Source organism: Streptomyces sp. NPDC002640, from assembly GCF_053592575.1.
In genome coordinates, this window is the sequence record NZ_JBSFVZ010000026.1 from 85,603 (window position 1) to 106,074 (window position 20,472).

Sequence of the window (20,472 nt, forward strand, 5' to 3'; positions counted from 1 at the left end):
GGCCCCTTGGACAAGGGCCTGCAACACAGCGACACCCGGCCGCGGAAACGGCCGGCGCTTCACCCCCAACCAAGGGCCCTGGACAGGGGCCCGCAGCAAGACCCGGACGAGAGGAGAAATCTCCCCCCACCACAGGCCGTGGTGGTGACGCTCACCCGCTCCTCCCGGAGGGGGCTCGGTGTCTCCCGGTCCTCTCCGCAAGGAGCGGACCGGTGTGGTCTCCCAGTCAGTTCGTCGGCCGTCCCGCTTTCGCGGGGTGGTCCGGCTCGCTTATGAGAGTTGGTGTCTTCGCCATAGTGCCCGATCTGGTGTCCCCTGAAAAGTCGAGCGCCGCCCGTTTCGCTCCAGTTCGCACCTCTAGTGCGCTTTATGTGACGCAGACCTCTGCCCTAAGGTGCGCGAGTCCCGCTCCAACTGTCACACCGGGACCTGATTTCACACCTGTAGCAGGTGTGGACACCTCTCTCTCTGAGCCCTTCGTCAGCCAAGTCCGTCCGCTGTCCATCCCGCCGTGCGGGACGTCTCCCTCGATGCCCGTCGCCAGGGGTGGGAAGGTCGCGCTGGGCGATCTCTGTCCACAGGCGATCCGGGTCATGGTCGGCGGATGGATCATGACGAATTCCCGGGGCGCGCGGTGAGCGCCGTGGCGGCGGTGGCCGCATCCATGTCGGAGTCCGTCGACACGTCGGTGGCCGGCTTTCCGCGGCGTTGGCTGCGGTCGGTTCCGGCGGCGGCCGGGCCGGTCCCGGAGCGGGTCGCGGGTCATCCGCTGTCGCTCGGGCGGGATGCCCGCGCCCGTCTGGGCGGCGCGGTGCGCACGCTGCTGGACCTGGACGGCCTGGACGGTGCGCCGGACGCGGTGCGCCTGGCGGTGCTCGTGCTGGCGTCGCGGACGCCGTCGGAGACCGGGGTGGTAGCGATCCGTACCTCCGAGCTGGGCCGGTGGATCGGCGCATCCGCGTCGTACACGGCCTCCGACGTGCTGCCGGCGCTGCGCCGCTCGGGCGTGGTGTCCGTCGACACGGCGGTGGGCGAGTACCGCGAGGACGTCGGCCTGAAGTGCCGGGTGCTGCCGTTGTGGGCGGCGCAGGGCGTCGTCGGGCACCCGCTGGCGCTGGCGAAGAAGGAGTTCGCGACGTTGCAGCGGCTGATGGAGGCCGTGATGGCGCCGGGCTGGAAGCACCGCGACGGCCGGGTCACTCCGGCAGGGTTGATCGGTACGCGTACCGGTAGGGGTGCGGCCACGGACCGGCTGGCGCTGCTGTTGCTGGTGCTGGAGGCGCGGGAGACCGGTCGGGTCCGGCAGTGTGGTGGGGCGGTGGACACCAGGCGCGGCCGGGCAGCGGCGACGGTGGCCCGGCTGCTGGGCTGTACGGCGGCGGCGGGGGAGCGGGTGCTGGAGCGTCTGGAGGACCGGGAGCTGGTGCTGCGGGTGCGTCTGCGGACGGGCTCGGGCCTGCGGAGCCGGTCGCGGCTGATGGTTCCGGCGGTCGCCGCCGCGCACGGCAGTCCGGTCGCCGACGACGTCCAGGAGGAGTGTGCGGAGGCCCCGAAGCCCGAGTTTTCAGACCCCGAGGTTGCGGCAGGGCCTATTCGGGTGCCGGAGATGGATGCGGAACCGCAGGTCGAAGGCATGCCGGTAAGGGCTGCTACGGGAGTTGCAGAGCCCGACGTTGCGGCAGCCCTTCACACTGATCACCCTCCTGTAGTGACTGCTGGTGGTCCGCTCTCGCTCTCTTGTGGCTTTTCCGGCGAAGGCCGTAGGGGGACCCCTGGTCTGCCGGAACGCGCGCGCGAGCGCGAGAACCCGCTGCGCGGGGAACAGCCGAAGGAGTCCCCGATCGTCGAAGGCGTAGAGGGCGGCCGCGGGCCGGTAGCCACTGGCCCGGTGCGGGTCGTGGACGGTCACGGTGAGAGCAAGCAGCAGCAGGGGAGGGCGCCTCTGCCGCCTCAGGAGCTGCGGGCCGTCCTGGCCCCGGTGTACCTGGTGTGGGCGCGGCTGGAGCGTCCGGACGCCCGCCGTCTGGTGGAAGCTGCCGTCCGCAGCGAGCTCAAGCGGGTGGAGGGCTACGCGGGCCCGGACGCGCCGCCGGCCCTCGCCCGCCGGTTCGCCCGCCGCCTGAGCGAGCAACTGCGCACCGGCCGCCCGATCCAGGACCCGGTGGGCTGGCTGATCGCCCGGGGTCTGCCCCAGCGCCAACAGTGCGGCGACGCCCGGTGCGACGAGGGTGTGCTCCTCGACTCCGGCCGGGACTGCCCGCGGTGTGAGGACCGGCAGGTCGACCGCCGGGCCCGGCGCAACGCGGTGGCGGCCGCCGTCGACGCGGCAATGCCGCACGCCTCCGAGGCAGAGCGCCGTGCGGAGGTCGACCGGCAGCTGCACGAGCAGGTCACAGCCCGCGCGTGGGCACGCGAGCGGGAGCTGGGGCGGGTCCGCGCGCGGAAGGCCGCCGCGAAGGCCCGCGCCGAAGCCGCAGCCCTGCCGGTCATCGCCCCTGCCGAGCCCGTGACACCCGTTGTCGTGCCCGTGCCGCGCCCTGGCGCCGCGCCGATCCCGGCCGTCAACGGCGTGGACCAGGAGCACGGGCTCGTCCTCGAGGACCTGACCCCCGACCAGGTCAGGGCCTGGCGGGTGCGGGCAATGAAGGACCACAGCGTCGTCTTCGCCCACATCGACCAGTACGGAGAGACGTCCGCGAGGAGGCTGTTCAGCCACAAGCTGGTCGATCAAGCCCAACGCCTGGCGGGCACGCACCACCTGGTCCTCGAGCACACCACCTGGGGGCAGGCATGAGCGGCGGCGAGACGTCCGGCGTCGACCTGGCCCGCATCGCACTGCGGGCCGCGATGGCGCAGGCCCGCAAGAACGGCGGCCATCCGGCAAAGACCCGGCAGGAGCGCCCGACCACGGTGGTACGCCGGGACGGCCGCGAACCGCTGCACCTCGGAGCGGCGCTCCGCGCGCTGGTCACCGAGCGGGCCTGGGAGCTCCCGGCCGCCGGCGCCACGCTGCGCGAGCGGTGGGCGACCATCACCCCCGACCTCGCCGGACACGTCGCCGCCGTGTCCTACGACCACAGCAAGGGGCTGCTCACCGTGTGCCCGGAGTCGCCGGCCTGGGCGACGAAGCTCCGACTGGAACAGACCCGGATCATCGCAACCGCCAACACCGCCGCCGGCCGCACCGTCGTCCGCGCCCTGCGCATCCTCCCGCCCGGCGCCGTGCCCGCACCCGAGCCCGCCGATGCCGGCCCGGCACCCGCGGCCGCGCCGACCGGACCGAAGCGCACCCGGCAGACCGCCTCCGACGGCTACCGGCGTGCCCTCGCAGCACACCAGGCCGTCGCGCCCCCGCGCCGGATCGATCCGGCTATCGCGGAGGCGGCAGAGCGGCAGATGGCTGCGATGCGGGCACTCAGCCGCAATGCCTTCCCCGACGACCCAGACGACCCGGGGCCAGCCCCGATCGAGCAGGCACGCACCGAACGCCGCCGCCAGGCCAACGCCTCCCACACCGCGGCCCTGCGCCGGGCCCGCACGGAACGCGCGGCACCCAAAGCCAGCGACGCAACACCCGCTCCAGAACGGCAGACGCTGAGCAGGAGCGCGTGAGACCAGCCGACAAAAACAGGCAAAACCGGCATATGGCCATCGCTGTACACGAGGTAGCGCACCTGAAATGCCGAAGGTGCCTGTTGCACTGCGGCTTTCCACCGACAGGGTCAGGCTCGAGCAGCGCGACGGCTGACCGACCGGGAGGGAGCAACCCCCACAGGCGCGGGGACGACACCAGCAGGCGCGGGTTGCCCCGGCGCATGGTGGAGCAACCCCCGCGGGCGCGAGGACGACGGTCGGACGAGATCGAGGCGCGCGCTGCCGCAAGAGCAACCCCCACAGGCGCGGGGACGACACCTCTGCGTCGGCCCTCAGTTCGGCCGGTGTCGAGCAACCCCCGCGGGCGCGGGGACGACCGCGCCGGAGACGGGTGGGAGGAGGATGCCTGGGAGCAACCCCGGCGAGCGCGGGGACGACCTCGTCGACATGCTCACGCAGATGCAGCCCGCCGAGCAACCCCCGCGGGCGCGGGGACGACATCTGCGCAAGCTGCCGGAGCTGCACGGCGTCGGAGCAACCCCCGCGGGCGCGGGGACGACCTGTTCGCCCCGGACGAGCCGGACGACGGGCAGGAGCAACCCCCGCGGGCGCGGGGACGACCGGGCCTACGCCATCGCCGGGCGGGTGGACGCGGAGCAACCCCCGCGGGCGCGGGGACGACACTTCATGACCTGCGGAAATGCTAGCGAGGAGGGTGATTTTCCTTTACTTGCATTCCGCTCCGCTGCCTTGCCCGAGGTGCGTTGTCAGTAGCACCTCCTAGTGTGCCAGGGATCAGCCTTGACGAAGGCGATGGGGCTGTCGTCGGAGACCGTGGAACGGGTGTCTCGGCTTTGGGGGAAGTCGGCAGCGCGGACGGTGGCAGGACGCATCTGTTGCTGGGGCATCTCCTGGACACGGCGGCCGTGGCGGGGCTGATGTGGGACCACTACCTGTCGCGGGCATTGCGGCAGCGGCTGAAGTCGTCCCCGCGCCGGCGGGGGTAGCTCGGGACTCGGTCCGCTCGCCTACTCGCAGGCGGAGTCGTCTCCACGCCCGCGAGGATTGCTCGTGGCGGTCGGAAGGACGCCCCACGCCTATGGGTTCGGCAAGGGCTACGGCTTGGCACCTTCCTGGAGTCGGTGAAGTTCGGCGAAGAGGCCGTTGGGCCGGCGGAGGAGTTGCTCGTAGGTGCCGGTTTCGACGATGCGCCCGGCGTCCATGACCACGATCCTGTCGGCGCAGCGTGCGTTGGCGAGGCGGTGCGTGATGACGAGTGCTGTCCGTCCGTCGGCGAGTGTTTTGAACTGGTCGAACACTTGTCGTTCGGCGCGGGCGTCGAGTGCTGCGGTCGGCTCGTCGAGGACGTGGACGGGTGCGTCGGCGTGGAAGGAGCGGGCGAGGGCGATGCGCTGCCACTGTCCGCCGGAGAGGTCGTGTCCGCCCCACCAGGATCGGGCGAGGGAGGTGTCGAGGCCGTGGGGGAGTGCGGCGAGGACCTGGTCGGCGCTGCTTGCTTGTGCGGCTGTCACCACGGCGTCGTCTCCTTCGGGGCGGGGCCGGCCGAGGGTGATGTTTTCGCGGGCGGTGAGGGGCCAGCGGGTGTAGTCCTGCGGGGTCATGGCGACCCGGGACCATACGGCGGCTGGGTCCATGTCGGCGAGGTTGATGCCGTCCCAGGTGACCGTGCCGGTGTCGGGTAGGTACAGGCCGGTCAGCAGGTGGACCAGCGTGGTCTTCCCGGAGCCGTTTTCGCCGACCAGGGCGACGACTTCGCCGCGTTTGAGTTCCAGGTGCACGTCGGTGACGGCGGGCCGGTCGGTGCCGGGGTAGGTGAAGGTGACGCCGTGGGCGCGGATCACGTCCGGGCCCGGTTCGGGGATGCGCTGGATGCCGCGGTGGGTGCGGTGGCGGGCTGCTTCGTGGAGAAAGGCTGCCCAGTCGTCGAGGAAGAGGCCGGTGCGGAAGATGCGGGCGGCGGTGCGGGTGAGCGTGGTGAGCGCTGCGGCGGCGGTGCGCAGGGCGACCACGGCGGTCCCGGCGGCCGCGGGTTCGATACGGCCGGTGAGGAGGAGTCCGGTGAGGGCGGCGACGGCGCCGCACAGGGCAAGCGTGGACGCGGCCGCGCCGGCCAGTTGGACCCGCAGTCCGCGAAGGGCGGCGGTGAGAGCTTCGCGTTCCAGTCGGTCGGAGACCTGGCGGTAGCGGACGGCGAGGAAGCCGCCCATGCCGGCCGAGCGGATTTCGGCGGCGGTGCTGCGGTCGGTGCTGTAGCTGCGCAGGGATGTGCGCAGCCGGTCGTCGGCGCGGGCGGCGGTCTGGGCTGCGTGCTCGATCCGGGCGGCGCGCAGCGAGGTGTAGGCGCGGGGTGCCGCGGTGAGGAGGATGAGCGTCATGAGCAGCGGGTCGAGTGTGGCGATGACGGTGGTGACGGCGGTGAGTTGGGCGAGTACGGAGATCGCGGCTTGGGCGTCGGTGACGAGGTCGCGGGCTGTTTCCGCGCCTTTCCCGGCGGCGGTGAGGCGGTCTTCGAAGCCAGGGTGCTCGTAGGCGATGAGCTCGACTTCGGCGGCTGCTTGGAGGACGTGGAGGTCTGCCTCGCGGGAGACTTGGGGGCCGAGTCGGGCGGCGGCGGCGCGGGCGGCCGCGTCGCACAGCGCGGCGCCGGCCGTGGAGGCCGCGACAACCGTTGCGGGGTAGGAGACGGTGCGCAGGATTGGCCCGGTGGGTTGCCCGTGGTCCCAGGTGGCTGCGGCGTCGAGCAGGGCGGTGATCAGGCCGGTTGTGCTGGTCAGTGCGACTGCGGCGAGGACGGCGGCCGCGGTCTGGGCGCTGAGCATGAGGAGGACGGCGTGCCGGTCTGCGTGCCAGGCGAGGCGGGTGGTGCGGGCCAGGACTGCGGGGAGCCTGCGGGCGGTCGCGGTGAGGCCGATGGTGGGTTCGCTGTCGGTGACGAGTCGCATGACGGGCGCCGGTCCTACGGCGGGTGTGGAGGATGTGGTCACCCGTCCGGTGTACGGCCCGGCACGCGCGATGAGCACGCCGGTTTCCCGGGCCGTTTCGTCGAGGCCCAGGTGCACCGGCCCGCACGTCAACAGGATGCCGCGCGATTCACCCTTTGTGGCGAACGGGTGGGAAGAGGGCCGCGGCGACCCACGGCCGGCGCGGGTCGTCGGTGTCCCGGCCGGTCAGCCCCAGCGCGCCCCCGGCGGGCGTCCACACCCAGGCGTGGGCTTCGGCGGGTTGTCGCCGGGCGCCCAGGGCCCAGTGGGCGCGGCGGCCGCGCAGGGCCAGGGCCAGCACGGTGGCCAGGGACATTTCCATGCAGGCGATCCGGCCCGGCCACCACGGCGGGCGCGCCGCCGCAGCCGTGAGTGCGGGGACGACGATCCGGGAGCCGTGGCTGAGACGATCGCGCGGGGACGATCGCCGCCATCTCGTCCACCAGGGCGGATACGCAGAGCAACCCCCGCAGACACGGGACGACACGAGGCCGCCGTGTCCCGTGTACCCGTGCAGGGAGCAACCCCCACGGGCGCGGGACGACCCGGGCGGCGGCTCGGGCCGCCCGGCCAGGCGGAGCCAACCCCCGCGGGCGCGGGGACGACGAGGCGGCACGCTCACGCGACTTCGGCACCGTAGAGCAACCCCCGCGGGCGCGGGGACAACCTCGGCCTGACCGGGATCGACGACCTCGCCGACGAGTAACCCCCGCGGGCGCGGGGACGACCAGTGCCCCGCTCTGCCGTCGAGCTATAAGCCAGAGCAACCCCGCGGGCGCCGGGACGACTCGCTGCCCCAACTGCCCAGCGTGCCCACTCCCGCGCAACCCCCGCAGGCGCGGGGGACGACGTCAGCCCTCCCGGGCCGCGTAGTCCAGGATGGAGCAACCCCCGCGGACGCGGGGGACGACGGCGGACAGCAGTTCGTTCTCGCGGCGAGCAAGGAGCAACCGCCGGGCGCGGGGACGACCTGGCGCGCCCTTGACGACCGGCAACTCTCCGAGCTTCACGACCAGGCCGTGGCCGCGTTCGACGCCCCGGTCAACTCTACGACCTCCGGCCCAGACGGCATGGTCGCTGTGCGTTTCCTCTATGACGGGAGTTCGTCGGCGTCGGTGCGGGAGAAGATGACGTCGCTTAGTTCGGTGATCGGCTTTCGGCATCGTTTGGGCGGCCGAGGACTGCGCAGGGCTGATGGGTAGCTGGCGGGCTCGTAGTCGTTGGTCAGCAGGTAGGGGTGGAAGCCCAGTGTGTGGAGGGAGGCAATGACGGCGTTGGTGTTCTCTCCTTGTTTGGTCAGGAGTCTGGGAGCGATTTCGATGGCGATCTCGACATCCTGGCGGAGTTCGGTGGCGGCGGGGAGGAGGCTGCGGACGGCGGCGGCTTCGGCGCCTTCGACGTCGATTTTGATGATGCGGGCGGTGGCGAGTTCGGCAGCGGTGACGATGCTCGGCAGTGGGGCGGTGCGTGCCCGGAACTGGGAGTGGATGCGGCGGGGGCGGACCTGGGTGGTGTGGCCGAGGTTTTCGGGGTCTGCGAGGTAGAGGGTGACCTCGCCCTCGGTGTCGGATACCGCCGCCTGGACGGTGCGGATGTTGGTGTGCCTGTTGGCCGCCACGGCGGTGGTGAGGTCGTGGTGGAAGTCCGGGGCCGGCTCGATCGCGACGACACGGCCCGTCGGCCCGACGGCGTGAGAGGCGAGGAGGCTGAATGCCCCGCGGTGGGCGCCGACGTCGATGAAGGTGTCGCCGGGCCGGAGCCGGGAGCGGAGGAAGGCGCTGAGGTGTGGCTCCCACTCTCCGAAGAGGTACTGGTAGCGCTGTATGAGGTCGCTGGTGGAGACGGTGACGCGGTCGCCGGATCGCAGGCGGGTCACCGTGGTGAGTGGGTGGTTTTGCAGGTGGGGGTCGAGGATGCGGGCGGCGAGGAAGGCTTTACCGACGGTGACGGGTGCGTGACGGACGTAGGTGCGCAGGATCCGGGCGATGAGCGGGCTGGTCATGGTGTCTCCTTCGAGGACGGTTCGGAAAGGTTTTGCTGCTGTAGCGGGACGGCTGGCACTCTGGGTGGGCTGAAATGTCCGGAAGGAAGTGAGTTGGTGGTGGGAGCAGGACAGCTGGGTGCGGCTCAGGTGCCGGATGAGGTGCGACCGGTGGTGTTTCTGCTGGTGGGTTTGACGGGTTCGGGGAAGACGACGTTCGCCCGGCGGCGGCTTGAGTCCGCGGGTGCGGTGCGGTTGTCGGTGGACGAGCTGGTGCATGAGCGGCACGGCCGGTACGGCGTGGACTATCCGGAGCACGAGTACTTCGCGCGTGAGGCGCCGGTGGTCGAGGAGGTCCGGCAGCGCCTGGTGGAGCTGGTGGGCGAAGGCCGGGACGTGGTGCTGGACCACGGTCTGTGGCTGCGCAAGGACCGCGATGACTGGAAGCTGCTGGTCGAGCAGGCCGGCGGCCGTTGGCGGCTGCTGTACTTCCCGGTGCCCCGGGAGGAGCTGCTGCGACGGCTGGCGGAGCGCAACCGGCGGGACGACGCAAATGCGCTGCTGGTGACACCGGAGGCGCTGGACGACTTCTACGCGCGGTTCGACGTCCCCGAGGGCGAGGGTGAAGAGGTCGTGGAGCCCGGTTCGTTCTGACGCCGGGGCGGGCGCCAGGTGTCCACGATGTCGGTGGCCTCATCGGCCCACCACTGCGGCTGTGTGCCGAGGGTGACCGGCCTGAGGCGCAGGTCGGGGGCGAGGACGTCGATCCGGCCGTCGTGCTGGTCGAGGTGGTCGAGCATGCGTCGGGCCTCGCTGGGGATGGCCGGGGAGTCGGTGTGCCAGTCACCGTTGAGGCTGTGCGTCTCCCTGCGTTCGAGGTCGGCGCGGATGCCGGCACGCCATTTGAAGTGGTGGACGACGACCGGCGGCCGGTTGGCGGGCCGATGGCCCGGGGCCCGGTGGTTGCCGGAGGAGAGCGGGACAGCGGAGTGGGCCAGCACGATCTTGCGCGGGTCGGCTCGCAGGAGACGGTGGGTGAGGAATCCGCCGAGCGGGTAGCCGGCGTCCAGGCCGGCGGTCGGGTTCCAGCCGGTCAGGCTGCCGTCGCTGCTGACCCGGTCGAGCAGCAGCCCGCCGACGGTCCTGGCGCCGCGGGCCTCGCAGTCGGCCAGGATCTGGTTCAGCGGCGCGGGGTAGGCATGGAACTCGTCGGAGTCGGCGATCAGGTGCCAGCCGTCGCCGGCCAGGACTCGCAGTTCGGCGGTCAACGCCGGGTTCGTGTGCTCGTGCCACGGGCCGGTGCTCACCAGGGCCGGCGTGATGCCGTTGCTCCGGCAGGTGTCCAGCACCAGTTCCCGGGTCGGGGCGGGGACGTGGTCGGGGAAGTGGAAGCCGAGGCGGAACCGCTTGATGCCCAGATCACGGTAGTGCCGCACCCAGGCGTTGAGCAGTTCGGGCTCGACGGGGCCGATCAGTGCGATCAGCGTCGGCGTGGCGGCCATCAGCGACTCCTTCGAGCCGGTCGGTGTGGGAGGCGGGCGAGGAAGGCGGCCTGGGCGTCGGCCGTCGGCACACCGACGTGCTGGGCCGCGTCGGCTCCGGGACGAGGAAGTGGCACGCTCGCCAAGGCGTCGAGGATTGAGGCGAGGGCGTCCGGGTTGCCGGCCGGGAACGTCCGGGCCCAGTCCGGCCCCTCCAGCAGGGTGGTGAGCCGGGAGTCATGGGCGGAGGCGATCAGGGGGACGCCGAACCGGACGGCGTCGGCGACGAGTCCGGACTCCTTGCCCACCCCGGGGTGGCGGCAGAGCAGGCTGGCGTCGGCGGCTGCGTACACGCCCCGGATCTCGGCCTGGGTGGCGGCCCTGGCGGTGAGGTGCAGGCGAATGTGGGGCAGGCCGTGCCAGCGCCGCAGGGTCTCGTGTGCGAGCGGCATGCCGATCACGAACAGGTGCAGGGGACGCCGCAGCAGGCGGAGGGCGGCGTCGACGGTGCTGATGTCCTTGCACGGCCACCAGCCGCCGACCAGGGCGACCGCCCGGTCGTCGCTGCTCAGCCCGGCGGCTCGGCGTGCGGCGACGCGTTCGTGTTCCTCGAGGCGGTCGCGTGGGTCCACGACGGCGAACGGGCGGGTCAAGCAGGTCAGGTCGGGGAAGTGCCGGCCCAGCTGGGTGCGGACGTGGTCGGTGGGTGCCAGCAGGGTGACCCGGGAGCGGCCGCGGTGGGTGAGGCGGCCGACCAGCCGCAGGGGCAGGTCCTCGGTGGTGTTGATCTCGTGGACGAAGCGGGCGTGGATGCCGCCGAGCAGCCCGGCCGTGCCGTGGAGGGCGTCTCCTGCGCTGAGGACCGACACTGGTGCGGAGCCGACCGTGTACCGGGCGGTTCGCACGGCCGCTGCCTCGGTCAGGCAGCGTGCCAGCGCGGCGATCTGATGCGGCAGCCTGCGTACGGGTGTGGGCCAGCGACGGGATCCCAGACAGATCAGCGTGAGCCGGGACAGGACTGCCGCGGCGCCCTCGGCGGCATGGAGAAGTGTGGCTGCCCGTCCTCGGGGTCGTTCGAGGACGACGGCTCGGGCTGCCGTCAGGGCGCCACGGGTCTCGGTGGTGATCCCGTGCGGGGCGATGACGACGGTGGGCCGGTGGGCGCGGGCCAGTGCGATCAGGGCGCCGTGGTGGTGGCCGCTGTGCAGATGGGCATGGGGCTCGACGAGAACCAGCGGCCGGTTCATCCGGTGACGTCCTGTTCCGTATGGGCGCGGGTGAACCGGCTTCTCAGCCAGTCGGGGTCGTTGAGCAGGTCCAATCTGCCGGGCCGCCGGGCGGACTCGGCGGCGAACGCGACGCCTTCGACGGCGCCGGAGGCGGCGAACGCGGCGAACTCGCCCTGCGAGCAGTTCTGCCAGGCGGCGATCCGGGCGGCGGTCTGCTCGTCGCTCATGCCGTACTCGCTGCCGCGGGCGAGCATGGCGCACTCGCGGAATCCGGCCTTCCAGGCGTGGTAGGGGCTCTGGTTGCAGCGGGTGGTGCCGGCGACCTCGGCGGTGAACTCGATCCGGCCGGGCAGGGCCGCGAGGACGTCGACGGCGTGGCCCAGGTCGCGCAGCGCGGAGCGGCGGATCAGTTTGAGGCCGCCGTAGCCGTAGACGAGGCCGTTGAGCGGGTTGACCGCCTGCCACACGCGCATGGACACCTCCGGCGCGAGCGGTGCCACGTCGGTGATGGCGAACTCGTGGGCGATGGAGAAGTCGCCGTCGGCGAGGAAGAACGTCTCGCCGTCCACGGTCTCGGCTGCCAGCCGGTAGGCGCGGCGCATGCCGCGGACGCCGTGCAGACGCTTGGCCGGAATGCCCAGGACCTGCTGCAGGCGGGCGTGAAGATCGTCGGCGAGGGGCTCGTCGAAGGAGAGCATCACCGCGTCGAAGAGCGAGTGGGTGGTCATGCCAGGGCCTCCAGGTAGCGGGCTGCGACCAGGGCGGGGTGAAAACCGGCGGTGGAGGCGAGGGCCCGCTTCGCGTGCTCGAGGTAGAACTCGGTGTCGGTGGCGAGCCGGTCGACCAGGCCCAGGGCCTCCGTGCTGGTGCCGAACAGCAGGTCGTCGTCGATGTGCTCGGCGAACCACCCGGTACGGGGGGCGATGACGGGCAGGCCCATCGCCTGGCAGTCGATCACCGACATCGACCAGGGGCAGCCGTTCCTGAATGGCGCGATAGCGAAGCGGCCCTCGGCCAGCAGCCGGCGGTAGCGGCCGCGGTCGCCGCCGTCGGAGACGACCTCGACGCCGGGCAGCGCGGTCAGCTGGGCGCGCAGCCGTTCGGGGCTGTCGTCCAAGGCGATGCGCTTGGGGCTGCGGGTGCCGAACAGGTCGAGGACCCGGACGCGGACCTCGGCTGCGCTCTCGCCCGTGAGCCGCTTTGCGAGCCGCACAAAACGGGCGGTGCCGTAGTGCGCGTACAGGCGGTGGTTGTAGACCCCGGTGAACGGCTCCCCCGGACGGCGAGCCGTCAGCCGGTCCACGTCGCGGACCAGGCGCTCGTCCCTGGGGGCGGGCACCACGCGCAGCTTCTCGCCGACGTCCACGCCGGCCTGGGCAGCGGCGGCCGCCACCCAGGACGCGGCGGTCGCCGAGTGCACCAGCACCCGGTCCGCCACGGCCAGTCCGGCGACGAACGCGAGCTGGACGGGCTTGCCGAGGCCCGCGTCGTCCAGAGATGGATCCCCCACCAGGCCGCCACCGCCGGTGAAGGAGAAGGGCAGGTAGTGGCAGTAGACGGCGATCAGGGCGTCCCGCTTCGCCTCCAGCAGGGCCGCACGGATCGCGGGAGCCGCCTCCACCTGGTTGGCCACCACCACGTCCGGACGACGGTGGCGCATCAGCTCCGCCAGGCGATCCATGCCCGGGTCGAACCGGGCCCGGTACTTGGTGCCCGCGACCGGCATCCACACGAACGAGGCCCGCGGATCGGTAACAGCCACCGGAGCCGCGACGGTCACCGCCGCGCCCTGGTCGACGAGCTCGGGCACCAGCAGGTCGGCGAAGATCCAGCCCGAGTCGGAGGCGATCTTGTCCGGGTTGGAGACGTTGAGCGCGTACACGATGTGCCTGGGTGGCATAGGAGCTCTCCTCGTGTCGGCGGCCCGTCAGCCGACGGGCTGGGCGGGGCCGCTGCACATATGGAAAGCCGGGCACAGGCCGTGAAGCAGTGGTGAACTGGACTCATTCACGGCTCATTCATCCTCATCACCATGTGCACGGGGGAACCGCAGTGGACGAGCAGCCGGCACCAGTGACCGTCAGGTTCGAGCAGGCGGCCGAGGACTTCGCGGCCGAGGTGGCCTACTGGCGTGAGGTCCGCAGCCTCTCCAAGCGCGCCCTGGCCCAGCTCATGGGATTCGACCCCTCCTACGTCAGCCACATCGAGTCCGGACGCCACAAGCCCACCGAGGACTTCGCCCGCCTCGCGGACGAGAATCTGAACGCCGGCAAGGCCATCTGGCACCGGTACACGGCCTACGAGACTGCCCGCCGCACCATCAGCAGCATCGCCACGACCGCTGTGCCGATACCACGACACATCGACCAGCCGTATGCAACCGGAGCCGCGCTGGTCGTCGAACACGACCAGGCCCGCCTGGACTACGACGGCACGAAATACCGGCTCACCATGCGCCGTCTCCTGCGCAACACCGGTACCGAACCGATCACTCGCTACCTGATCCGCATCAGCGTGGACCGCTACCCCGGCGACCCCGAACGCTCCAATGCCCACTACCGGGCCAACCCGCTGACCTGGCACGAACTCGCCCTCACCGCCACCTGCCGCGGCGAGAAGATGCACTGGCACACCAAGCACGACCGCGACGCCTTCAAGGAGGTGTGGCTGCTGTTCGAGAACAACCAGGGCCGGTTTCCGCTCTACCCCGGCGAGAGCGTCTGGATCGAGTACGCGTACAGCGTCTCCGACACCAAGTGGGGCCGCTGGTTCCAGCGAGCAGTCCGCCTGCCCACCGAACACCTCCAGGTCCAGCTCGCCTTCCCCACACGGCTCGACCCCGTGGTCTGGGGCACCGAAACCTCGATGACCGCGGAAGCCTTCCCGCTTCGTACCCCACCCGTCCGCAGCGACGACGGCTCAGCCCGGGTGTTCACGTGGTCCACGGCCGCACCAGCCCTCCACACCCGCTACCGTCTGGAGTGGCGGTTCCGGGCCATGCCCGAACCACACAGCGACGATGGGGAGTTCGGGTGATCCATATGCGGCCCAGCCAGCAGATGCAGAGCCTCGGAGTGGTCCAGCACGGCGCCGATATCCTCACCCGCCCCGCCCGCCCCTTCGACCTGCCAGCCGAGCGCGCCAAAGCCGAATCCGTGGTGGACCGGTTGTTCACCGCGATGGAGTCCATCGGCCGTGTCCACGACTTCGCCAAGGGAATGGGCCTCGCAGCCCCTCAGATCGGCATCGGCCGGGCCGCCGCAGTCGTCCAGCCGACCGAGTCTGGGTCTTCCCCTGTCGTGCTGCTCAACCCTCGCATCACCGACCGGGCCACCGACGCCGACGAGCAGTACGAGGGCTGCCTCAGCTTCTTCGACGTCCGCGGCCTTGTCCCACGCCCGCTGACCATCACCGTCGAAACCACCACACTCGACGGCGCGACGGTCACCACCCTGTTCGACCGCGGCCTCGCCCGACTCGTCCACCACGAAATCGACCACCTTGAAGGCCTGCTCTACCTCTCGCGCATGCGTGCCGGCGTCCAGCCCATGCCCGTGAAGGAATACCGGCAGACGGGGCAGACTTGGTCCTACGGAGAATGAGCCGGCCTCCAGTGGCTACGCCAACGGCCCATGGTGGCGGGAGCGCAAGCCGCGTCTTCGCCTCGGTGGTGAGCGCCAAGGGGAATATCAAGCCCCGCAGGCGCAGGGACGACGTGATCCACTGCGTCATCTTGCGGAGCGCGCCGGAGCAACCCCCGCGAGCGCGGGGACGACTGTCCGATCGTGCGCTGCCGGTACCCGCCCGGGGAGCGACCCCCGCGGGCGTGGGGACGACACCATCACGGGACATTCCCCTCGCTCTGCGGCAGAGCAACCCCGGCGGGCGCGGGGACGACTGGCCAGCGGCCTTCGCCGCGGACTGCAGAGCCGAGCAACCCCCGCGGGCGCGGGGACGACGCCAGCCCGCAGCGCGGGCACAGCGGGATCGTCGAGCAACCCCCGCGGGCGCGGGGACGACTCCCCCTCGGTTGTCGTAGCGCGACGAGCGCCGGAGCAACCCCCGCGGGCGCGGGGACGACGCGGGGTCGGGCTCGTCGTCGTAGCAGCCGGCGGAGCAACCCCCGCGGGCGCGGGGACGACCGTACGGTCGGTTGGGCTCTCACTCCATCTCCCGAGCAACCCCCGCGGGCGCGGGGACGACGCTCGGTTGCTGTTGTGCAGCTCCTCGGCCAGGGAGCAACCCCCGCGGGCGCTGGGACGACGGCCCCATGGTGAGGATCTCCCGCAGCATGGTCGAGCAACCCCCGCGGGCGCGGGGACGACTCCTGGACGAGGTCGTCCAGCATGTCACCGAGGGAGCAACCCCCGCAGGCGCGGGGACGACCAGAAGCCCGCGGCCCTGGTGGGCGTGGCCGGCGAGCAACCCCCGCGGGCGCGGGGACGACCGCACGGCTGCCGGGAGCGCGACGCTGAGGAAGGAGCAACCCCCGCGGGCGCGGGGACGACCTCGCCCGCGAGTGGGGCGTCGACGACCGCCCGGAGCAACCCCCGCGGGCGCGGGGACGACCGCGGGCTACGGCTGGTGTCGCCGCCTGTGGAGGAGCAACCCCCGCGGGCGCGGGGACGACGGCAAGACGACCGCGATCCTCGCGGCCGGCGAGGAGCAACCCCCGCGGGCGCGGGGACGACGCCGCGGTGATGCGGTCCGTCTCCCGCCGGATCGAGCAACCCCCGCGGGCGCGGGGACGACGTGGTGAGGAGGTGGAAGACCGCCTCCACCAGGGAGCAACCCCCGCGGGCGCGGGGACGACGTCCCTGAGTCGGTCAGGAAGCTCGCGTAGGGCGAGCAACCCCCGCGGGCGCGGGGACGACCCGCGGGCGCGGCCGTAGTAGGTCGAGGCCGAGGAGCAACCCCCGCGGGCGCGGGGACGACGCGGGAGCTTGCGGCCAATACATCCCAAAGTGGGAGCAACCCCCGCGGGCGCGGGGACGACAACCGCCGCACCTCTATCAGCGCGTTGCCGAGGGAGCAACCCCCGCGGGCGCGGGGACGACCTCGCCTTCTCTCAGGTGAAGCATAAGACGGAGGAGCAACCCCCGCGGGCGCGGGGACGACCCGCCGCCAGGCAGACCCCGGCCATGGACGGCAGAGCAACCCCCGCGGGCGCGGGGACGACTTGCCGTCGGCGTCGCTGATCTCGGCGAACTTCGAGCAACCCCCGCGGGCGCGGGGACGACTTCTTGGGCGTGCCGGGGACGGGCGGGGTGGGCGAGCAACCCCCGCGGGCGCGGGGACGACGGCCGACCGGAGCGTCTGGGCGGCCTCTCCGGCGAGCAACCCCCGCGGGCGCGGGGACGACGCCCCCGCGTTCGCCCACTTGTTGCCGTTGGTGGAGCAACCCCCGCGGGCGCGGGGACGACGACGACCAGCCGGTGAGCGCGAGCACCAGCTGGGAGCAACCCCCGCGGGCGCGGGGACGACCCCGGGTGGACCCCGCTGGCGCTGTAGGACAGGGAGCAACCCCCGCGGGCGCGGGGACGACAAGCCGCGTCGGCCGCCGGGGCGGCGGGTCTGGGAGCAACCCCCGCGGGCGCGGGGACGACGCGCCGGATGCGGCCGAAGGCGCGGACCTGACGGAGCAACCCCCGCGGGCGCGGGGACGACCACCAGGCCCCGGCGAGCACCCGCCGGGGCCGAGAGCAACCCCCGCGGGCGCGGGGACGACAGACGCTGCTCGTGCTGCTCTTCGTTCGAGGTCGAGCAACCCCCGCGGGCGCGGGGACGACGAGGTGCCGCCAGCGTTGTTGACGTCGTTCGTCGAGCAACCCCCGCGGGCGCGGGGACGACTCTACCGGTAGCGCCGACAGTGATGGGCCGTTGGAGCAACCCCCGCGGGCGCGGGGACGACACCTCCGCGACCTGCGTGGCGGACAGAGCGCGGGAGCAACCCCCGCGGGCGCGGGGACGACGCCGTCCGAGACCGCCTCGCGCCCTTGGTGGTGGAGCAACCCCCGCGGGCGCGGGGACGACACTTTATGACCTGCGGAAATGCTAGCGAGGAGGGTGGTTTTCCTTTACTTGCATTCCGCGCCGCTGCCTTGTCCGAGGTGCATTGTCAGTGGCACCGCCTAGTGTGCCAGGGATCGGAGTGAAGGGGGGCCGATGGTGGACCGTGGGGGGTCGATCGTCGCCTTGATGAAGGCGACGGGGCTGTCGTCGGAGACCGTGGAGCAGGTGTCTCGGCTTTGGGGGAAGTCGGCAGCGCGGAACGGGGGCAGGACTCATCTGTTGCTGGGGCATCTCCTGGACACGGCGGCCGTGGCGGGGCTGATGTGGGACCACTACCTGTCGCGGGCATTGCGGCAGCGGCTGGATGAGATCAGTGGGGGCAGGGGCCGCTCGTGGTTCATGTGGGTGTGCGGCATCCACGACTGCGGGAAGGCATCTCCGGCGTTTCAGGCGATGGATGCGGCCGAGGCGGCTCCGGTGCTGGCGGCGGGGTTGACGTGGGGGCGGCTGCCGGCCGACCGGCGGAAGTCGTGGCGCCATGAGGTCGCTGGCGCCGCTCTGCTGAAGCCGCGGCTGGTGGCTGAGTGGGGGAGCGAGGAGGCCGCTGATTGGGTGTGGCCGCTGGTGGCCGGGCATCACGGGGTGTTTCCTTCCGTCCGTGGCCTTAAGCCGCCGCACCGGGAGGTTCAGGGCAGGGGTCCTGCGTGGGCTGAGGCGCAGCGTGCGGTGGTTGACGTGTTCACGCGTGCGGTCGGTTTCGAGGACTTGGCGGACGTCGGCCCGGTGGGAGCTTTGAGGAAGGCGGAGCAGCTTGCGCTCTCGGGGCTGATCGTGATGGCGGACTGGGTCGCGAGCGCCGGCCGGATGGGCCGAGGGTTGGCGGATGCCGGGCTGGTCTCGTTCGCCGACGCGCAGCACTGTATGGAGGAGTGGTGGGATGGGCTGCGGCTGCGTGGTGGCTGGGGAGATCTTCCGCTGCCGCAGAAGCCGCTGGCCCCGCTCACCGACCGGCTGGGTGTGACCCCGCGGGCGTCGCAGCGAGAGCTGGTGGAGCGGGCGTGTTTGATGCCGGCCCCGGGGTTGTTGATTGCGGAAGCGCCTATGGGGGAGGGCAAGACCAAGGCTGCGCTTGCGGCGGCTGAGGTCTTGGCGGCGAGGTTCGGCCTCGACGGTGTGTTCGTGGCGATGCCGACTCAGGCGACGAGCGATCCGATGTACGAGCAGGTGTTGCAGTGGGTGCGCACGTTCGATCCCGAGCTCGAGTCGCAGGTGGCACTGTTGCACGGGCGACGTCGGTTCAACGCCTGGTGGCGGGCGATCTGGGAGGGCAAGCAGCGTCCGGACGGCAGCAGTGCCGGCAGAGGCGCCGGCGGCGGTGAGGACGGCGGTTGCGGGTGCGAGGGCGACGAAGCTGACTTCGGGGCTGCGGATGGACACGATGACTTCGGGGCGATCGGTGAGGACGCCGACTACGGCATGGTTGCCGCCGAGGCTCCGGCCGGAGTCGGCTTCGTCCCCGGGACGGACGGCCCGGCGCACTGGTTCCTCGGCAACAAGCGGGGTCTGCTGACCGCGTTCGCTGTCGGCACGGTCGACCACCTGCTGCACGCCGCGACCCGCACCCGTCACGTCATGCTGCGGTTCGCCGGGCTCACCGGAAAGGTGGTCGTCGTCGACGAGGTGCATGCTGCGGATGTCTACATGCGGCAGTTCCTCGTTGAGGCGCTGCGCTGGCTGGGGCAGGCAGGGGTTCCGGTGGTTCTGCTGTCGGCGACGCTGCCGCCCGCCCAGCGCCAGGTCTTCGTGGACGCCTACCTGTCCGGCGTGCTGGGGACGGCGGACGTGCATCAGCCGGTGCCGCAGCCGGTCGGGTACCCGTGTGTCACCGTGGCTTACGGCGCGGGCGGCGGGGCGGTCGTCGAGATGTCCCGTGAGCGGGTGCCTTCCTGGCGGGAGTCGGCGCCTGTGGAGTTGTCCTGGCTTCCCGATACCGGTGTCGACGGGGCGCGGGTGGTGGAGGCTGTCCGGGAAGCCATCGTCGACGGCGGCGTGGCCTTGGTGGTGGTCAATCAGGTCGCCCGGGCTCAGGCGATCTACGACGGTCTGCGGAACGAGGACTTCGACGGTGATCTGTATCTGCTGCACGCACGGTTGTGCGCAGCGCACCGTGCGGAGAGGACGGCGGAGTGTCTGGGGCTGATGGGTCCGGAGGCCGGTGAGAGCCGGCCACATCGCATGGTGGTAATTGCTACGCAGCTTGCGGAGCAGTCCTTCGACGTAGACGCCGACGTGCTCATCACTGACCTGGCCCCCACCGACCTGCTCCTGCAGCGCATCGGACGGCTCCACCGTCACAGCGGGACCCGCCGCCCCGATGCTCACCGTGTGCCGCGGGTACTGGTCACCGGTGCGACGGGAGGGCGCGACGGCACACCACGGTTTCTCGGAGCTTCGGAGGCGATCTACGGCAAGTGGTCTCTGCTGAGGTCGGCGGCCCTGGTCACGGAGACTGCGGGCCCTCTTCCGGCCGTCGCCGGTGTGAAGGACGAGTGTCCGCGACCGTGGGAGGGTTCGGTGTGGAGCATCCCCGCCGATGTACCTGGCCTGGTGGCACGGGCGTACGGGAGTGACGAGGTATGCCCGGTGGGCTGGCACGAGGCCGAGGCGTGGCAGCAGTGGCAGGCCAAGGAGCTGAAGCGGGAGGAGAAGGCCGAGGAGTTCCTCCTCTGCCGTCAGAGGGAGTGGGCTTTCCCCACGCTGGAGGGTCTCCACTACGCGGGCAGCCGGGTTGCCACCGAGGACCAGCTCGATGCCGTGGTCCGGGACGGTGATCCCACCGTCGAGGTGGTGATCGTTCGCCGCTTCTCCGGCGGCTATCGGGCATACGACGGCACCTGGCTCGGTGTGCACGGAGAGGTGGACGACGACGAGGTGACCGACCGGCTGCTGGGCGGGACCATCCGCCTGCCGGCGCGGCTTACCTCTGCAGCTCAGGATGTGCTGCGTCCGCTTCCGGGGTGGGCGGGCCGTCCCTGGCTGAAGTACCAGTTGGCTCTGGTGCTGGAGGAGGACGGTACGGCGCTGCTGGGGACGGATCGGGTGTCGTACGACGTCGACCTGGGGCTTGTCGAGCACCGGTGACGGGGTGCGTGCGGAGCGTCTCCCGGGGTTCC

General features: G+C 71.8%; 15 protein-coding genes and 2 CRISPR repeat arrays. Of the genes, 7 read left to right on the plus strand and 8 right to left on the minus strand.

What is annotated here, in order from left to right; all coding sequences use genetic code 11:
• The first annotated feature begins 604 nt into the window (after positions 1–604).
• The 3 genes from ACWD3O_RS28375 (at position 605) to ACWD3O_RS28385 (ending at position 4,601) form a co-directional block, all read left to right on the plus strand.
• Positions 605–2,794, plus strand: coding sequence for a hypothetical protein (locus ACWD3O_RS28375; RefSeq protein WP_451417866.1), 2,190 nt, complete (start codon positions 605–607; stop codon positions 2,792–2,794).
• On the plus strand, positions 2,791–3,612 hold the full coding sequence (locus ACWD3O_RS28380) for a DciA family protein (RefSeq protein ID WP_451417867.1): 822 nt from the start codon (positions 2,791–2,793) through the stop codon (positions 3,610–3,612). The genes ACWD3O_RS28375 and ACWD3O_RS28380 overlap by 4 nt, the downstream gene beginning before the upstream one ends.
• 148 nt (positions 3,613–3,760) lie before the next feature.
• Positions 3,761–4,276: a CRISPR direct-repeat array (repeat unit 28 nt; unit sequence GAGCAACCCCCGCGGGCGCGGGGACGAC).
• Positions 4,277–4,520: 244 nt separating this feature from the next.
• Positions 4,521–4,601: a hypothetical protein gene (locus ACWD3O_RS28385; protein ID WP_451417896.1), complete on the plus strand. Its 81-nt coding sequence runs from the start codon at positions 4,521–4,523 to the stop codon at positions 4,599–4,601.
• Positions 4,602–4,709: 108 nt separating this feature from the next.
• On the opposite strand, the gene ACWD3O_RS28390 is transcribed toward ACWD3O_RS28385, so the two are convergent.
• From ACWD3O_RS28390 to ACWD3O_RS28405, 4 genes are all read right to left on the minus strand, one after another.
• Entirely contained in the window at positions 4,710–6,557 is a 1,848-nt protein-coding gene (locus ACWD3O_RS28390) for an ABC transporter ATP-binding protein (RefSeq protein WP_451417868.1), read from the minus strand.
• A gap of 148 nt (positions 6,558–6,705) precedes the next feature.
• Positions 6,706–7,218 carry a lasso peptide biosynthesis B2 protein gene (locus tag ACWD3O_RS28395; RefSeq protein ID WP_451417869.1) on the minus strand — a complete coding sequence of 171 codons (513 nt, stop codon included), beginning with the start codon at positions 7,216–7,218 and terminating at the stop codon, positions 6,706–6,708.
• A 229-nt stretch (positions 7,219–7,447) separates the two neighbouring features.
• The gene (locus tag ACWD3O_RS28400; protein WP_451417870.1) at positions 7,448–7,606 is read right to left on the minus strand and encodes a hypothetical protein; all 159 of its coding nucleotides are present in this window, start codon (positions 7,604–7,606) and stop codon (positions 7,448–7,450) included.
• An 80-nt stretch (positions 7,607–7,686) separates the two neighbouring features.
• Positions 7,687–8,598, minus strand: coding sequence for an FkbM family methyltransferase (locus ACWD3O_RS28405; RefSeq protein WP_451417871.1), 912 nt, complete (start codon positions 8,596–8,598; stop codon positions 7,687–7,689).
• A gap of 129 nt (positions 8,599–8,727) precedes the next feature.
• Here ACWD3O_RS28405 and ACWD3O_RS28410 point away from each other — a divergent pair, with 129 nt between their 5' ends.
• The gene (locus tag ACWD3O_RS28410; RefSeq protein ID WP_451417897.1) at positions 8,728–9,231 is read left to right on the plus strand and encodes an AAA family ATPase; all 504 of its coding nucleotides are present in this window, start codon (positions 8,728–8,730) and stop codon (positions 9,229–9,231) included.
• Here ACWD3O_RS28410 and ACWD3O_RS28415 read toward each other — a convergent pair.
• From ACWD3O_RS28415 to ACWD3O_RS28430, 4 genes are read right to left on the minus strand one after another with little or no spacing between them, the layout of a single operon-like run.
• Positions 9,168–10,079 (minus strand): glycosyltransferase family 2 protein, encoded by a 912-nt coding sequence (locus tag ACWD3O_RS28415; protein ID WP_451417872.1) that lies wholly within the window; start codon positions 10,077–10,079, stop codon positions 9,168–9,170. The two genes, ACWD3O_RS28410 and ACWD3O_RS28415, sit on opposite strands and share 64 nt — an antisense overlap.
• Positions 10,079–11,305 carry a hypothetical protein gene (locus tag ACWD3O_RS28420; protein ID WP_451417873.1) on the minus strand — a complete coding sequence of 409 codons (1,227 nt, stop codon included), beginning with the start codon at positions 11,303–11,305 and terminating at the stop codon, positions 10,079–10,081. Before ACWD3O_RS28420 ends, ACWD3O_RS28415 begins: the two co-directional genes overlap by 1 nt.
• Positions 11,302–12,015 carry a hypothetical protein gene (locus ACWD3O_RS28425; protein WP_451417874.1) on the minus strand — a complete coding sequence of 238 codons (714 nt, stop codon included), beginning with the start codon at positions 12,013–12,015 and terminating at the stop codon, positions 11,302–11,304. The genes ACWD3O_RS28420 and ACWD3O_RS28425 overlap by 4 nt, the downstream gene beginning before the upstream one ends.
• Positions 12,012–13,187 (minus strand): glycosyltransferase family 1 protein, encoded by a 1,176-nt coding sequence (locus ACWD3O_RS28430; RefSeq protein ID WP_451417875.1) that lies wholly within the window; start codon positions 13,185–13,187, stop codon positions 12,012–12,014. The genes ACWD3O_RS28425 and ACWD3O_RS28430 overlap by 4 nt, the downstream gene beginning before the upstream one ends.
• A 152-nt stretch (positions 13,188–13,339) precedes the next feature.
• Between ACWD3O_RS28430 and ACWD3O_RS28435 the strand changes: the two genes are divergently transcribed.
• The 3 genes from ACWD3O_RS28435 to cas3 all read left to right on the plus strand — a co-directional run bounded on the left by ACWD3O_RS28435 (position 13,340) and on the right by cas3 (position 20,440).
• A complete protein-coding gene (locus ACWD3O_RS28435) occupies positions 13,340–14,323 on the plus strand; it encodes a helix-turn-helix domain-containing protein (protein ID WP_451417876.1) in 984 nt (327 codons plus the stop codon).
• Between the two features lie 5 nt (positions 14,324–14,328).
• Positions 14,329–14,889 carry a peptide deformylase gene (locus tag ACWD3O_RS28440; RefSeq protein WP_451417898.1) on the plus strand — a complete coding sequence of 187 codons (561 nt, stop codon included), beginning with the start codon at positions 14,329–14,331 and terminating at the stop codon, positions 14,887–14,889.
• Between the two features lie 85 nt (positions 14,890–14,974).
• Positions 14,975–17,320: direct repeats of the CRISPR family, unit length 28 nt; unit sequence GAGCAACCCCCGCGGGCGCGGGGACGAC.
• Between the two features lie 132 nt (positions 17,321–17,452).
• Entirely contained in the window at positions 17,453–20,440 is a 2,988-nt protein-coding gene (gene cas3, locus ACWD3O_RS28445) for a CRISPR-associated helicase Cas3' (protein ID WP_451417877.1), read from the plus strand.
• Positions 20,441–20,472: the final 32 nt, after the last annotated feature.

What these genes read in the sequence shown, in the direction of transcription:
- ACWD3O_RS28375 (WP_451417866.1), top strand. Translation starts at nt 605, where the DNA reads ATGGATCATGACGAATTCCCGGGGCGCGCGGTGAGCGCCGTGGCGGCG.
- ACWD3O_RS28380 (WP_451417867.1), top strand. Translation starts at nt 2,791, where the DNA reads ATGAGCGGCGGCGAGACGTCCGGCGTCGACCTGGCCCGCATCGCACTG.
- ACWD3O_RS28390 (WP_451417868.1), bottom strand. Translation starts at nt 6,557, where the DNA reads ATGCGACTCGTCACCGACAGCGAACCCACCATCGGCCTCACCGCGACC.
- ACWD3O_RS28405 (WP_451417871.1), bottom strand. Translation starts at nt 8,598, where the DNA reads ATGACCAGCCCGCTCATCGCCCGGATCCTGCGCACCTACGTCCGTCAC.
- ACWD3O_RS28415 (WP_451417872.1), bottom strand. Translation starts at nt 10,079, where the DNA reads ATGGCCGCCACGCCGACGCTGATCGCACTGATCGGCCCCGTCGAGCCC.
- ACWD3O_RS28420 (WP_451417873.1), bottom strand. Translation starts at nt 11,305, where the DNA reads ATGAACCGGCCGCTGGTTCTCGTCGAGCCCCATGCCCATCTGCACAGC.
- ACWD3O_RS28425 (WP_451417874.1), bottom strand. Translation starts at nt 12,015, where the DNA reads ATGACCACCCACTCGCTCTTCGACGCGGTGATGCTCTCCTTCGACGAG.
- ACWD3O_RS28430 (WP_451417875.1), bottom strand. Translation starts at nt 13,187, where the DNA reads ATGCCACCCAGGCACATCGTGTACGCGCTCAACGTCTCCAACCCGGAC.
- ACWD3O_RS28440 (WP_451417898.1), top strand. Translation starts at nt 14,329, where the DNA reads ATGCGGCCCAGCCAGCAGATGCAGAGCCTCGGAGTGGTCCAGCACGGC.
- cas3 (WP_451417877.1), top strand. Translation starts at nt 17,453, where the DNA reads ATGGTGGACCGTGGGGGGTCGATCGTCGCCTTGATGAAGGCGACGGGG.